Here is a 13,189-nt window from a genome sequence, read left to right as displayed (position 1 = left end):
ATGAGAGACTTAATACTTATAAGCCTAGGAGCATTAGCAGCAATTTTAATAATAAAAGGTTTTAAATTTGTAAGTGCTTTAGAAGGTCTCAAACTTCCAAAATTAGCAGAAAACACTGAAACATGGGAATGGATAGATTACAAAGGAAGAAGAAGACAGATAACTGTTAAAAGAATTGTTAAATTGCATTATTAAAGATGGTTAAAATTGAACCTTTTGATAGGCTTAAAAAAATTATAAATCCAAAACAATTAAAAATAACTCCAGAAATTTTTCAAATAATTCTTTTAGATGAAATAGCAGAAAGGCTAGAAGATATTGCAGAACTATTAAAACGAGAGCAGGTAAATGGAGACATTGAAAGTTTTGTTTATAATGTTACTGATAGTGGAGTAGAAATTAGAGTTTTAAGCTATAAATGGGTCAGTATGACAATATTAAATGATGGAACAAATGATTTATATGTTAGTAATAAGTTATATTCTCAAACAGCGCCACTCAAACAGAATGAATCTTTAAGAATTCGCTTAACTAAAAAAGCTATTGATAAAATTTGGCTTTGGACAGATCCTGGATTAACAACAATAGCTAGAGTGTTTGCATTGCGTTAGAGTTCAATAACCTTTGGAATTTTTATATTTTCAATATCTGAATGGGTTGCAAACCAATCATCTTCTGATAATATAGTTATTGTCATTGCATCTTCTATATTATCTGTTACATCAACACATTTAACTAAAAAATCACCCACTCCCCATGATTTATAAAAAGTTAAATCATAATAATATATTCCTGTATTTCCTATTTCTGCCATTTCTATATTAACTACTTCAGCTCCATCTGGTTTATACACATAGATTTTAACTTTATCACCACTTTTTGATTTGAACCTCACTTTAATCTTAGAACCAGTTTTATGCATGGTTTCTCTATTCAAAATGCCATAGCTACCTTTGAGAAAATTATATATATTATCAAGTGTATAATCTAAAGCATCTAACTGCCACACGAGGTTTTTCATTGTTCTGTCTATCGTAATTTGGACTTCTAATGTAGTATATCCATCTTTGGTTATCTTGACGGTATAGGGGTTGTTATCAATAGTTTCCGTGGGTGTATAAGTGATACTAACTATACTGTGTTCTGAAGTTTCCCCATTTGAGTTGGTTAACTCTGCAAATACTAAATTACTGTTTTTGTCATAAAGCTCTACCAAGGCGTTTTGAATTGAGTTTCCATCTTTATCGGTAACTTTTATCTTTAATGTATACGCTCGCTCAAGTTTTGCATTAGCTGTTGGAGTTCCACTCCAAATAATGTTCCAGTTATCTGACTCACAATCAGTTAACCTTTGAATGGTGTCGGCATTATACCACTCAACCATTCTATTGTTCTTCAAAAAAACTCCATTAAATATGTCCGCCTTCCACCCCGCCCAGTAGTAAACCGCTGTATCACAATGCTCGACAAATATCAGATTAAGGTATTGCGGGGTAGCCTGCGGATACATGCCCACCCAAGGACAACCAATGATGTGAACATCATTGGCATCGGTAGTAGATTCTGGAAGAAAACCTACATAAATGTGTTGTAAATAACAGCTCCAAACCCTTGCAATCGTGCCTTTGAGATGGACACCTTCTGGTCTATCTTGCCCCAATACAGTCCCATAATTAGTCTGTATTATACTCCCATACAGTCTGACATCGCTTTCATTTAATCCATAAATGAACATGACCCATCTATCGTTTAGGGCAAGTTCCCACAAGAAAATACACCCGTCATATCCCGTTCTAGTCGCTTCATCTCCTTCCCCAATCCAAAAATAGGCATGCCTTGTAATTTCAATAGCCCCTCTATTCCAATCTGGCTCAATATCTTTGAACATGACCGTTTTCAGCTTATCCGCAAAATAAGTCCATGTAGAGCTATCGCCTATTACCAGTTTAGCTTCAAACACATAGCTATTATCAGTAGGCTTATCTACTACCCCCCAACCATTGGTAACTGAGGCATTATAGATGTCTTCAAACGTGCAGGGAAAGGCTTCGCTAAAACCAATTACGGTTATGGTATTAGTTCCTGAATCATATGTAATGGGCATATTAGAAACCTAAAGGATATTTAACTGGTATTTTTTCACATTCATCAAATTTTATTTCAATATTAAGGTCAGAAATCTCTATAACATCTTTTTCAAATTCTTTTAAATAATCAGGAACTTTATGACCTTGTAATTTTAAACCAGCTACATATAATATTTTAAATTTCTCTGGCACTTTTTCCCAATCAAGCCTATACCAATGTTTATCATAAGGAAATACAATTTCTAATTTTTTTCCTCTTTGGTTCACATTTATCATATTAAATAAAACTTTTACTATCATCTCTATTTTTTTATAACCTCAACCTCAAAATATTTTTTCAATAAACGTATTGTGCTCTCACATTCTTTTTTAGTGCCTTCTGTAATAAGCTCTAAAACTTTTTCTTCTTTAAGCCCATGTATTCTCACAGATTCATATTCCATATATAGCTTCCAATTATCTTCTTTCTTAACAAGGAAAAGCCTCACTTAAAAAGTTTACCAAAGCTAGTGCTAAAAATTGCCAAATCTGAACCATCAACATCACAATCTTTATCAAAATCACATCTTATATCTAAGTTTAAAGTATCAATTATTTGGTCATCTGCTAACATGGCACCAGAAATAACAATTCTTTCAAAATAAGAGAGACAAATATTTATGTGAAATGTTCCTTTATAAATTATATTAAGTGGAATTGTAAAATTAAATACTTTCCCATTCTCTTCAAAATTCCATTGTGCTCCATTTAAAGAGTTTAAAGGACTACAAGAATGATTTGAATAATCGTGAAATAAAACAACAGGGTCACACTTTCCTCCTTGATAAGAAAAAGAAATTTCATAGTCAATTCCTGGATAGCCACAGGCATTATAACCTGTTTCAGGATTATTATCAGAATCAAATCCAATATGATAAGCTAAAAAATTATTTGTAGTAACAACTCTTCCTTTAAAATTATCACCTTCAATCCAGAATTTAAATGATTTTATCTCACATTGAACAACAACTGGTATTAAAAGAAATAAAATTATTAAAAAAATTTTTTTCTTCATGTTTTGTTTCTTTTCTCCTCAATTTTTTTCATATATCTTTCAAGTAAACTATCAACTATTTCATTTAAACTTACCTGTCCTTCTTTTATCATTTTCAATAAGATAGTGATTTTAATTCCAGTTTCAACTGTATCTCTTAATTTAACCATATCTGATGGAGATAAATTTGATAAATAGCTTTTAAGAGTTTCTTTTAAAAGGCTTTTTAATAAATCTTTATCCTGCATTTTTTACCTCTTCATTATTTTTCTAAAAACTAAATAAGCCAATCCAAGCCCAATACTTTTAGCTAAATAATATTCCTCTTTTTTTTCTGGTGGTCTAGGAAGTAACCAGTATGCACCACTTAGAAGCAAACCACTTAAAGCACCTGGAATTGGTAAAGCTCCAATAAAAAACCCAAATAAAAATGCATAAACATGATAATCTTTTATTTCTTTTTTAAGTTCTCTCTCAATAATACGCAGCTTTTCATAAATAGATTGTTGTTTAAGCTCTTTTAATTTTTCTTTTATTAATTCTTCTTGCAACATCTCACCAACTATAGTCCAACATCCATTTTTCTCTTTTTTGCTCTAGGCAATCCTAATACAAATTTTAATTCTCCAACTTCCTTAAATTGATAATAAAGCCAGTCAAAAAATTGAGTGCCAACTGGACGCCCAGGTATAACCTCAGTTGATCCCAAACTACCTCTTAACATCACTCCCATTGCTGTTGTTTTTGCTGTTAACTCTGCTTCCCAAGATTTTATAACAGCATTTATAAAATCTTCAATACCTGAACTAAAACACCACAAAGCAATAGCTCTACCAGTAAATTCAAGGTTTCTTGGACTTATATGTTTTTTATACTTTGCTGCTCTCATTTCTTCTGGTCTTGCCTCTCTCATCAAACTAAGAATACGACTATATATTTGATAATATGAAGTTCCACTAATTGATTGTTCCTGATGTTCTACTGCAAACCTTCTTTCAGCAATCTTCTTGGCAATTTCAGGCTCAAAACCTATATCAAGAAGCACTCCTTCAGTTTTTTTAACACAAATTTCTCTACCAATAACTTCTTCTTTACCATTCAACCTAACCCTAATTGTTTTTTTCTTAGCTAAAATCCCTTCCTTAACTAATATACAGTAAGCTAAAAAATCTTTAATTAATCCATATCCAAATTTAAATGCCTTAATAGCCCTATCTTCAATACTTTCTTCCTCTCCATATCCCTCATATGTTTCAAATAATGTTGTAAAATACCTGTATACTTCTTCAGCTTCAGGAGTTAACCCAAAAACAGGGAAGAATCTTTCAAGTAATGCTTCAGGAATTTCCTGAACCTGTGCACCAAATGCCACAGGATTTATAGCTGAAATAATTGCTGCCCTTTCTCTTAATTTTCTACCAGCAAACACCCTCTCTAATGCAAGCCTTAATAATTGATTCAATACATCTCTCTTAGCTCTATTTAACTCATCAAGAAATACCAAAATATATTGCTCTCCTTTTTCAAAAAGCCTGTTAAACGGTTCAGGAGGGAAAAATTGTGTATATTCTGGAGCTTCTACACTAGGCATTAAACGACCATATCCTAGAAGATCTCCTACACTATATATTGCAACCTCAATTACTATCGGTTCAAATCTCTTCTTAAGTTTTTCAGCCGTCCTCCTCCCCAAATCTTTTATAATACTTGTTTTACCCCAACCAGGAGGAGAAATAATCATTGGCACAGCAGGCATCAATTTTTCACCAAAATATTTATAACAATCGTTAAATAAAGGAGTATAAACTAATCTATCTAAAAGTCCTATCGTTTCATCGACATCTAGAATATTTTCTCTACCTATTTGAAGTTGCCAAGCCATCTTATCCTCCTAATAATACTTATTTTTTTATACCACTCTAAAAACTTTTTCTTTCTTAACTACTATTTCAATAATATCAGGATAATATTCCTTAAGACTCTTATAATATTCAGGATAAAGAGCAACTATTGTATCAGCATTAGGGTATTCTTTTAAAGGATATGTCTCTCCATCAGTAGCAAATATGAAAATATCAAAAGGACCATATTCATTTAATGCTACAATTCCAGGGTCTAAATATGTTCCCCCTCCTGTTTCTGGACTAAATTTTTCCCAATTTTCATCTATTCTATATGGTCCCTTTTGAACTACCTCATCAACCTCCACAACCCAAAATTCCGCTTCATCTATATATTGATGAAATAAACCTCTTAAAACTCTTGCAATTTCTTCAGCTACACCAGTCATACTACCAGAAACATCAAACAAAATCCCAACTTTATAACTTGGCACTTCAATTGTTCCAGGAGGAAAACCAGTTTTCTTCCATGGTCTTGTCCAGATATATTCACTTCTACTTTTTTCTAAACTCTGACCAAATACTGTATTAAAAATTTCTGACCAATCATATACTGTTAAAATAATTCTATCACCATGTTTATATCCAAATTTCTGTAATACCCTACCTCTACCAGCTTTTTTAAATGGTCCTTCTGGAATAGGCTCTTTATATTCTTCCTTTATATCTTCCTTTATTTTTTCAAGTTGCTCTTTATCAATTTTTATACCTTCTTTTTCTAATTCTTCTTCAATTTTTTTAGCAATTTCTTCAGCAATTTTACCCCACACTTCCTCCTCACCTTCATATTGCTCTTTTATGTTTTCTGCTGCTTGTCTTGCCAATTCTTCAGAAGGAGAACCGCCAGTTGGAACAGGTAAACCACCTGGTCCAACAGGTGGCAATTTTTCTTTTAATTTTAAATATAAATTTGCATAATATTCGCAACTACCATGTCTTGCTGCATCTATTTTTGCTGGATAAAATACAGTTTCTACAGTTGCAGGTTTCATTTTCTCCATAACTTCTTCAGGAGGTTTAATCATTTCATGTATAGTCACATCTTCAACAATATTCGCCTCAAGTGGAGTTAACCCTTCTATTTCACGCCATAAATCTTTTAAATCAACATGACTTAACTCATGCGCTATAAAAAAAGCTCTATGCTCAACATTAGGAAAAGCATCCCAAAATTTTTTATTTATAAAAAGAACAAATCCACCTAACTCTCCCTTAGCTAAATTAATAGGCAAAGACCTAAAATAAGCTATAGCCATTGTATATTTTCTTATATTAGGATGTTCAGCAATAGCAAGCCAACAATCTCCTTTTAAAAATTCAAGCGCATTTTCTGAATATTTCTCATCACATTTTTTTGCTGCTTCCATAATCTCATCACAGAATTCAGGATCTGTTCTTGATAGGTCAAACATAGTAGTAAATTTTATTTCAAGCTCTTCAATTATACCAAAATTCATCATCAGCTCCTTTTTATTTTATTTCAAATTTCTTTACAAGGTCAAAAACTGCCTTTTCAATTTGTTCCTTAACCCATGTTTCGGCATCACTCTTAGACTTTCCTAAAACTCTTTCAACCATCTCAACCATCTGATCAAATGCCCAACTCAAGTTTTCTTTAAAGAAATGATAAAGTTGTCCATAAGCCTCATCATATGCAATTCTTGCCTGACATTCAGCATAAGTTTCATAAAGATCTTCTTTTAACCCTGGTATTTTTTCTCTATATTGCTCAATTTCTTTTCTGATTGCCTTCCAGTATACATCTTCAGCCCTCTTTAACTCACTGGGATTAGAACTCCAATAAGGAATTCCTAATTTATCTAACTCATCTTCAACATCAATTCCAGGAATTTTATTAAAAAAGTTTGGACATTCAGCTATAGACCTGAACCTATAATCTCCTGTATCTTCTCCATTACTTATCAAATGCTCCTCTAAATCAACAGCTCCAAAATCACTATATTCAGGCAAAGGCTCTATATGAAGCTTTGGCTGCTTTAAAGTAGATTCCATTTCTCTAAATAAAATCAAATCTTTCTCAGTAAATTCAGGATCTGGTGCTCCACGTAATGACCAGTTAAGAGGGAATAAATTTTCTCTTTCAGAAAGTTGCACTTGAGGAACTATTCTTTCAGCATCAGCTAACCAGATACCTCTTCTTTTCAGAGCTCTAATTAAAAACATGCGATATAAATACGGTGCTGGAGTAACAATAACAAAGAACCACCACCTTAAAAATGAAATTATCTCTTCTTCAGTCCAACCTTTAGCTCTTTTCTTTCTTTCTTCATAAATTTCTGCTATCCTAACTGGCACTCTTAAATTTTTAAACTCTTCAATTTTTTCTAATGAATAAGCAGGTTCTGGTTCTTCTAAATCTGCTAAATCTATCCACGACATGGCTCTTAAAACTTCTTTTAAAAACTCTTCTTTTTCTTCTAAAGTCATTTTATCCCATTTGTCCATTGCTTCTTTTACAGTCATATTCAAACCTCCTATTTTTTTTCAATTATACTTTAAAAAAAACATTAAAATCAAGACTTATATTTAACCACTTCTTTAGCAAAACCTAAAATATTTTTTGCAATTCTTTCTTTTCTCTCCAAGCTTTTTAAAATATTTTCATCAATTGTTCCTTTCATTAAAAAATGTAAATATGTAACTTTCTGCTCCTGTCCTATTCTATGACATCTATCCTGTGATTGCCAGTATTGTTCAGGAGAATAACTTAAAGAATAGTAAATAACATCAGAAGCTGCTGTTAAAGTAACAGCCAATCCACCACTTAAAGGATGTCCAATCAAAACCATAGGTTCAATTGCTTCCTGAAATCTTTTTTGAATTAAATCAGCTTTCTTACTTGTTTTAGAGTAAAGCAATAAATAATGCACTTTCATTCTTTTACAAAGTTCAGCAATTTTATTTATATCATATATCCATCTTGCCCAGATTATTAATTTCTTTTTGAAACTGAATATATGGTCATAAATTATCTCTTCCAGTTCTTTAAGTTTAGGATTTTCAAATTCAAAAATTGTATCTTTTGAATATACAAAACCACTTGTAATCTGACTTAATTTATTAAGTTTTACAAATAAATTACTGATAAATAAAATCCTTTTCTTTCTTTCTTCTTTATATTTTTCTAAAAGTTTCTCAAATTTATATTTAAAATGAGGTGGAATTCTATCTCCATATTCTTCAATAATTCTTTTAAGTATCTTTTCTTTTTTTGTTGCTTTGATAATAATATCTTCATATTCATCAATGGCTACAGTAATTTCTTTTTTAACTTTATTATACATTTTTCGTTGTTTTGAACCCATCTCAAGATAAATGTTTTTATAAACTTTATCAGGAAGATCCAAACATTCTTTTTTAGATTTTTTATAAGAATAAGCTTCTACAAGTTTTTGCAATTGTTTACCTTCATTATCTGCTGTAATTTTAGCACGAAATTCTAAAAGACTATATGAAAAAGTGATTTTATCAAGAAATTTAAACTGAGGATATAAATCAAGTGGTGTATTAATAATTGGAGTTCCTGCTAAAATATACCTTCTTTTACTATAATCTGCCAGTTCTAAAATAGCTTTTGTTCTTTTAGCTTTTGGATTTTTAATTCTATGACTTTCATCTATAATAGTCATATCAGGTCTAAATTCTTTTAAAACATCAAGCATTTTATGCACCACATCAAAATTTATAATAACCACGCTAAGAAAAGAGAAAAATGTGTGAGATGTTCTATAAATTAAATTTAATAACTTTTCTTTCCTCTTCTTTACACTGCCTTTATCTAAAACCAAAACCAAAGGTTTAACAGTCGCAAATTTTTTAATATCATTTAACCATGCACTCCTTATAGCTGATAATGGGCAAATAATTAAAACTCTCCTTACTTCATTTTCACTAAAAAGATGACAAAAAGCATCAATCATAATTCTTGTTTTACCTGTTCCCTGCTCCATAAAATAAGCAACTCTTGGCAAATAGATTGCTAATGTGGTTCCAATTTTTTGATGTTCATAAGGAGGTGGATTGTTTGTATAATATTTAGTTATGATTTTATCTTTTTTGATTTTTTCAATTAAAAGAAATTGTTTACTCAAATAATTTAAAAATTGCTTAGCACCATTTAAATATTCTACTTTCTTATCTTTCAAAAAATCTGCAAGTTTAAAAATATTATCATAAGTTGGAGGCAATAACCAGCTTTTTTCATTTTTATTATAAATTGCAAAATCATAACCTTCAAAAAGCTTACTAACTGGCGACCATATTATATGCTTATGACCTTCTTTGATCATTTTATTTAATTCTCTCTTATCAATTTTTTTGTATGGAATTTCTTTAGGATCTACAAAAATTTTTATTTGATTTTCAACCACTTCAATCTTCATTATTTTTCCCCTTTAAGCAACCAAAATCTACAACTTCCCAAAATACTTACAAAAAAAGGGTTTAAAAAAAGAGCTTTTAAACTACATGGAAAAATATCAGTTACATCGTTTATTTCATGCGAAACATCAATAGCATTATCACCATAAGCAAAACCAGAAGCAAGCGGAAAAGGAACTAATCCATGAAATAGATTATTTCTTTTAATCATATATTTATCAATGTGTTTACTATGCGGCAATTCAACTCCACGCAATGTCCCCATACGGACGATTGAATAACCTAGCTGTGATACAGTTAAAACCTTTGGTCCAGTTTTAAAATCACGAAATATGAATAAATTATGTTTTTGATAAAGATTTGTCAATTTAATCATTTTCCCTCAACATCCATCTCTTTTTACCTACACCTAAAACAGCCACTAAAAAAGGACATAAAGACAAAACTTTTCTATCAGCTTTAAAATGAGCCTTAAAAACAAAAGAATAATGGCGAATTCTTAAATATTTTTCTCTTTCTTTTATCTCACTCCCTAATGGAAATGGCACTAACACATGAAACAAACGTTTTCTAAGAAATCCTTCTGATGGAAAACGAGTGTAAAAATAAACATAAGAACTTGTTTGAAACATTCCCGTGCATAAAAGGTGTTCGGAACTTTTAAACATTTAATAGCTCCATTTGTAAAGAGTTTGGGTCTATACCCCTTATCTTTACTGGGCTACACCAAAGCCCTCTATCGGGTAGCCTTAAAAAGGCATCCCCGATTACTTTTCTTAAAATGTTTAAAGCTCCATTCACATCTGCATTCACTAAAACTCTTATTGATGATTGAAATAATCCTCTTTTAATTCTTTTACCATTAAACTCCTTCTGAGGGGCTTCCTCAGAAGGAAATGGCTCTAATGCTAATGCATCAACTTTTGATGTATAATTTTCTTTAACTAAATATGTTTTTATTCCTACAAGTTCTGCTTTATATCTTAAAAAATTTACAAGCATTCTAAAAGGAATATATTGAAAACTTTGATTATTTTTCTTTCCTAAATTTACTTTGTTCTTCCAATCTTTATTATACCCAATAACAAGATTTCCTATTTTATTCTTAACCAAAAATCTGATAAGGTATTTAGAAATTTGATGAAATTTATCTTTAAACCAATTTTTTCTTTTTTTCTCAAGCTTGTTAAGTCTTTTTGTATTACCTCTAATTTTCATTTTATCTTTAATTGATTGTAAATAAGCTCTTCTTTTATTATAAAATTGATTATAAGACTTAAAAGGTCTCCCATTAATAAGGATAGGATTAATATCTGCATTTACAACTAAAGCTACTAAATTATTCACTCCTAAATCAATTGAAGCATAAAGGTCATAATTAAGCTCTTTATTTTCACACTCTTTATTATAAACCACATCAACCTGAACATAATCTTTTTTAGGAATTAGTCTTATTTGTTGAAAATTTTTAAAGTCATCTATATAAACTCCTTTAGGAATATTAATTGGCTGAGAAATCTTACAAAGTTTTATTTTACCATCATTGGTAATTTTAGAAGTTTGATTAGTAAAAATTAAAAGATTTAAACTCTTTTTAAAAGAAGGAAAACTTGCTTTTTCTCTTTTCTTTAGTTTTTTAACAAAGCTTTTTACATCCTGAACAGCAAGCTTTAAAATTTGTTGAGCTGTTTGAGAAGGAAGAGATTTATAAAGATTTGGATAGTTATTTCTAATAATTTTATAAAGAGCAAGATAATTTAAAGTTTTTTTAGTTTCTTTATAATGGTTTTTAATTAAAGAAAGAGCTTGGTTATATAATTCTTTAGAAGCTCTAAAAAGTTCAATTAAATCTTTTCTATAAGGTATTTTAAAAACTCTTGTTAGTTTCATTATTAACCTCAAGCTTTATTTTTAAATTCTTTTTTCAATCCATAAATCGCAATTAAAAAAGGAATTAAATTTAAAAAACTTCTTTTAATCTTTATAAAATTCCCATGAATAAAATATTTCATATATTTTGTTGTTTCAATAAAAAAATAAAAAGTATATTTCAATCCAGCCAATTTATGAAAAGCTACACGATCAATACTAGGAAGTGCATTACTAATAAATTTTGACGGCACTCCAAAGCCATATACAAAACAATTATGAATTTCCTTGTTTATTGGACACTTAGTTATATCTAAATATTCACATCTTAAAGAAATAGTTGCTATGGAAGAAAAAGTAAAATAGCCATAAAAATAATCTGTAATTTTTTTCATCTTTAAAACCGCCTTAATCCACTTCCTCTTGGAGGCAAAGTTTCTGTTCCAAATCTTCTTTTATGCGTTAATCTTCTTTCAGCTTCAGTTTTTGGTCTTCCCATCCTCGGTCTACCCTTTACACCTAAACCTGTTTCAATTCCTGCTAGTCCTTTTCCTGATTTTTTAAGAAAATACCAAGCGCCTAAACCTAATAAGCTTAATAAAAGCCAATTCATCTTAAACCTCCTTCAAAACATCTCTTATTCCATAAATAGCTATTATCATTGGCATAATACCTAAAAAATTTCTACTAATTTTAAATCCTGTTTCAAAAATTTTAACTGGTTCATAATGTATCAATGGAAGATCTCTTGAAAAAATACTATACCTTAACCCAGACAATTTATGAAAAATTTTTTTACGTGCTAAGTTATAAATTTTCTCTCCCTTTACAAAAGAACTCGGCACACAATAGTGATAAATAAAAGATAAATACAAGTTACCTCTTATAGGATATTCCCCTACTTCTAAACTATCTACTATCAAATTAGGTTCACCCCAACAATATTTAAAAGAAATTATCCCTCTAAAATAATCAGTTAATTTACTCATCTTCTTCCTGTAAAACAAAAGATTCCAACAATTGCATCAGATAATCGTTAGTTGAACCCCTTATTAATTTAGATAGTTCAGCACTAATTGTCGTTTGAATTTTAACAACTTTATCATATAATTTGCTTGGAACTTCTCTTCTTATCTGTGTGCCATATTGACAATCGCTTAAAAAAGCTGCTAACTTATGAATTTCGTGATATGCTCTAGTTAAATGCAAAACAGCTCTTACATAAATTGCTAAATCCATTTTCTCCATTTTTTACCCTCCATAATTTTTTATTTAAAATATTAAATACAAAACACTAAAAAAAATTAATACATAAATGGCTAATAAAACTAATTTTATAACCAATTATGTCTCCTTAAACTTTTTTCTTTATCAATTCGTTTAAAGCTTCTACAATTAAATTAGCAATATGTTGCCTAACTTCTTCTTTTTTTAATAATTCATTAGTTTCTTTATAGTCTATAAATCCTATTTCAATCAAAATCGCTGGCATTTCAGTATGCTTTAAAACATAAAGTCTATCACTCTCTTTAATACCCCTAAAAGGTTGATCTAGAAATTTCCTCACATAAGGCTCAAAGAGTTCTGCCAATTGTCTACCTCTTTTAGAACCTTTATAATGAAAAATTTCTGCACCACTTACATTATGGCTTCTACAGGCATTACAATGCAAACTGATAAAATGAGTTGCCATTAATGCATTAGCCATAATACATCTATTTTTTAAACTAACATGAATATCAGACATTCTTGTAAGCGCAATCCAAACATCTTGTCTTTCAATAAATTTGTCATGCACTTTTAAAGCAATATCAAGCACTACATCTTTTTCATGTAAACCATAATATGATGCTCCTACTTTTTTACCCCCATGCCCTGGGTCTAAAACAATCCTCATT

General features: G+C 30.2%; 20 protein-coding genes. 2 read left to right on the top strand and 18 right to left on the bottom strand.

Annotation, left to right across the window (positions count from 1 at the left end):
- Together LWW95_08330 and LWW95_08325 are read left to right on the top strand one after the other, a co-directional pair.
- Nucleotides 1-195, top strand: coding sequence for a hypothetical protein (locus LWW95_08330; GenBank protein MDL1957032.1), 195 nt, complete (start codon nt 1-3; stop codon nt 193-195).
- Nucleotides 196-197: 2 nt separating this feature from the next.
- Nucleotides 198-611, top strand: a complete 414-nt coding sequence (locus LWW95_08325; protein ID MDL1957031.1) for a hypothetical protein — start codon at nt 198-200, stop codon at nt 609-611.
- On the opposite strand, the gene LWW95_08320 is transcribed toward LWW95_08325, so the two are convergent.
- The 18 genes from LWW95_08320 to LWW95_08235 all read right to left on the bottom strand — a co-directional run bounded on the left by LWW95_08320 (nt 608) and on the right by LWW95_08235 (nt 13,188).
- Nucleotides 608-2,104, bottom strand: coding sequence for a carboxypeptidase-like regulatory domain-containing protein (locus LWW95_08320; protein ID MDL1957030.1), 1,497 nt, complete (start codon nt 2,102-2,104; stop codon nt 608-610). The two genes, LWW95_08325 and LWW95_08320, sit on opposite strands and share 4 nt — an antisense overlap.
- A gap of 1 nt (nt 2,105) precedes the next feature.
- Nucleotides 2,106-2,387, bottom strand: coding sequence for a hypothetical protein (locus LWW95_08315; GenBank protein MDL1957029.1), 282 nt, complete (start codon nt 2,385-2,387; stop codon nt 2,106-2,108).
- A gap of 2 nt (nt 2,388-2,389) precedes the next feature.
- A complete protein-coding gene (locus LWW95_08310) occupies nt 2,390-2,575 on the bottom strand; it encodes a hypothetical protein (GenBank protein MDL1957028.1) in 186 nt (61 codons plus the stop codon).
- Nucleotides 2,572-3,141 (bottom strand): hypothetical protein, encoded by a 570-nt coding sequence (locus tag LWW95_08305; GenBank protein ID MDL1957027.1) that lies wholly within the window; start codon nt 3,139-3,141, stop codon nt 2,572-2,574. Before LWW95_08305 ends, LWW95_08310 begins: the two co-directional genes overlap by 4 nt.
- On the bottom strand, nt 3,138-3,368 hold the full coding sequence (locus LWW95_08300) for a hypothetical protein (GenBank protein ID MDL1957026.1): 231 nt from the start codon (nt 3,366-3,368) through the stop codon (nt 3,138-3,140). Before LWW95_08300 ends, LWW95_08305 begins: the two co-directional genes overlap by 4 nt.
- Before the next feature lie 3 nt (nt 3,369-3,371).
- Nucleotides 3,372-3,674 (bottom strand): hypothetical protein, encoded by a 303-nt coding sequence (locus LWW95_08295; protein ID MDL1957025.1) that lies wholly within the window; start codon nt 3,672-3,674, stop codon nt 3,372-3,374.
- An 8-nt stretch (nt 3,675-3,682) separates the two neighbouring features.
- Nucleotides 3,683-5,002: an AAA family ATPase gene (locus LWW95_08290; protein ID MDL1957024.1), complete on the bottom strand. Its 1,320-nt coding sequence runs from the start codon at nt 5,000-5,002 to the stop codon at nt 3,683-3,685.
- A 27-nt stretch (nt 5,003-5,029) separates the two neighbouring features.
- Nucleotides 5,030-6,478: a hypothetical protein gene (locus LWW95_08285; protein ID MDL1957023.1), complete on the bottom strand. Its 1,449-nt coding sequence runs from the start codon at nt 6,476-6,478 to the stop codon at nt 5,030-5,032.
- A 13-nt stretch (nt 6,479-6,491) separates the two neighbouring features.
- Nucleotides 6,492-7,505, bottom strand: coding sequence for a hypothetical protein (locus LWW95_08280; GenBank protein MDL1957022.1), 1,014 nt, complete (start codon nt 7,503-7,505; stop codon nt 6,492-6,494).
- A 50-nt stretch (nt 7,506-7,555) separates the two neighbouring features.
- On the bottom strand, nt 7,556-9,424 hold the full coding sequence (locus tag LWW95_08275; GenBank protein MDL1957021.1) for a DEAD/DEAH box helicase: 1,869 nt from the start codon (nt 9,422-9,424) through the stop codon (nt 7,556-7,558).
- A complete protein-coding gene (locus LWW95_08270; GenBank protein MDL1957020.1) occupies nt 9,424-9,798 on the bottom strand; it encodes a hypothetical protein in 375 nt (124 codons plus the stop codon). Before LWW95_08270 ends, LWW95_08275 begins: the two co-directional genes overlap by 1 nt.
- Entirely contained in the window at nt 9,791-10,090 is a 300-nt protein-coding gene (locus LWW95_08265) for a hypothetical protein (protein MDL1957019.1), read from the bottom strand. Before LWW95_08265 ends, LWW95_08270 begins: the two co-directional genes overlap by 8 nt.
- On the bottom strand, nt 10,083-11,312 hold the full coding sequence (locus tag LWW95_08260; GenBank protein MDL1957018.1) for a transposase: 1,230 nt from the start codon (nt 11,310-11,312) through the stop codon (nt 10,083-10,085). Before LWW95_08260 ends, LWW95_08265 begins: the two co-directional genes overlap by 8 nt.
- A gap of 8 nt (nt 11,313-11,320) precedes the next feature.
- Nucleotides 11,321-11,686, bottom strand: a complete 366-nt coding sequence (locus LWW95_08255) for a hypothetical protein (protein MDL1957017.1) — start codon at nt 11,684-11,686, stop codon at nt 11,321-11,323.
- A 2-nt stretch (nt 11,687-11,688) separates the two neighbouring features.
- The gene (locus LWW95_08250; GenBank protein ID MDL1957016.1) at nt 11,689-11,904 is read right to left on the bottom strand and encodes a hypothetical protein; all 216 of its coding nucleotides are present in this window, start codon (nt 11,902-11,904) and stop codon (nt 11,689-11,691) included.
- A 1-nt stretch (nt 11,905) separates the two neighbouring features.
- The gene (locus tag LWW95_08245; GenBank protein MDL1957015.1) at nt 11,906-12,280 is read right to left on the bottom strand and encodes a hypothetical protein; all 375 of its coding nucleotides are present in this window, start codon (nt 12,278-12,280) and stop codon (nt 11,906-11,908) included.
- On the bottom strand, nt 12,273-12,539 hold the full coding sequence (locus tag LWW95_08240) for a hypothetical protein (GenBank protein ID MDL1957014.1): 267 nt from the start codon (nt 12,537-12,539) through the stop codon (nt 12,273-12,275). The genes LWW95_08245 and LWW95_08240 overlap by 8 nt, the downstream gene beginning before the upstream one ends.
- 106 nt (nt 12,540-12,645) lie before the next feature.
- Nucleotides 12,646-13,188 carry an N-acetylmuramoyl-L-alanine amidase gene (locus LWW95_08235; GenBank protein MDL1957013.1) on the bottom strand — a complete coding sequence of 181 codons (543 nt, stop codon included), beginning with the start codon at nt 13,186-13,188 and terminating at the stop codon, nt 12,646-12,648.
- Nucleotide 13,189: the final 1 nt, after the last annotated feature.

The organism is Candidatus Desulfofervidus auxilii (assembly GCA_030262725.1).
Classification (GTDB): domain Bacteria; phylum Desulfobacterota; class Desulfofervidia; order Desulfofervidales; family Desulfofervidaceae; genus JAJSZS01.
Note: the sequence above shows the minus strand (reverse complement) of the source record. Positions and strands in the feature narration are given on the sequence as shown.

Coding starts and splice junctions, on each gene's coding strand:
- LWW95_08315 (MDL1957029.1), bottom strand. CDS start 2,387: ATGATAGTAAAAGTTTTATTTAATATGATAAATGTGAACCAAAGAGGA.
- LWW95_08300 (MDL1957026.1), bottom strand. CDS start 3,368: ATGCAGGATAAAGATTTATTAAAAAGCCTTTTAAAAGAAACTCTTAAA.
- LWW95_08275 (MDL1957021.1), bottom strand. CDS start 9,424: ATGAAGATTGAAGTGGTTGAAAATCAAATAAAAATTTTTGTAGATCCT.
- LWW95_08265 (MDL1957019.1), bottom strand. CDS start 10,090: ATGTTTAAAAGTTCCGAACACCTTTTATGCACGGGAATGTTTCAAACA.
- LWW95_08295 (MDL1957025.1), bottom strand. CDS start 3,674: ATGTTGCAAGAAGAATTAATAAAAGAAAAATTAAAAGAGCTTAAACAA.
- LWW95_08285 (MDL1957023.1), bottom strand. CDS start 6,478: ATGAATTTTGGTATAATTGAAGAGCTTGAAATAAAATTTACTACTATG.
- LWW95_08235 (MDL1957013.1), bottom strand. CDS start 13,188: ATGAGGATTGTTTTAGACCCAGGGCATGGGGGTAAAAAAGTAGGAGCA.
- LWW95_08255 (MDL1957017.1), bottom strand. CDS start 11,686: ATGAAAAAAATTACAGATTATTTTTATGGCTATTTTACTTTTTCTTCC.
- LWW95_08325 (MDL1957031.1), top strand. CDS start 198: ATGGTTAAAATTGAACCTTTTGATAGGCTTAAAAAAATTATAAATCCA.
- LWW95_08320 (MDL1957030.1), bottom strand. CDS start 2,104: ATGCCCATTACATATGATTCAGGAACTAATACCATAACCGTAATTGGT.
- LWW95_08260 (MDL1957018.1), bottom strand. CDS start 11,312: ATGAAACTAACAAGAGTTTTTAAAATACCTTATAGAAAAGATTTAATT.
- LWW95_08290 (MDL1957024.1), bottom strand. CDS start 5,002: ATGGCTTGGCAACTTCAAATAGGTAGAGAAAATATTCTAGATGTCGAT.
- LWW95_08245 (MDL1957015.1), bottom strand. CDS start 12,280: ATGAGTAAATTAACTGATTATTTTAGAGGGATAATTTCTTTTAAATAT.
- LWW95_08240 (MDL1957014.1), bottom strand. CDS start 12,539: ATGGAGAAAATGGATTTAGCAATTTATGTAAGAGCTGTTTTGCATTTA.
- LWW95_08330 (MDL1957032.1), top strand. CDS start 1: ATGAGAGACTTAATACTTATAAGCCTAGGAGCATTAGCAGCAATTTTA.
- LWW95_08305 (MDL1957027.1), bottom strand. CDS start 3,141: ATGAAGAAAAAAATTTTTTTAATAATTTTATTTCTTTTAATACCAGTT.
- LWW95_08250 (MDL1957016.1), bottom strand. CDS start 11,904: ATGAATTGGCTTTTATTAAGCTTATTAGGTTTAGGCGCTTGGTATTTT.
- LWW95_08270 (MDL1957020.1), bottom strand. CDS start 9,798: ATGATTAAATTGACAAATCTTTATCAAAAACATAATTTATTCATATTT.
- LWW95_08280 (MDL1957022.1), bottom strand. CDS start 7,505: ATGACTGTAAAAGAAGCAATGGACAAATGGGATAAAATGACTTTAGAA.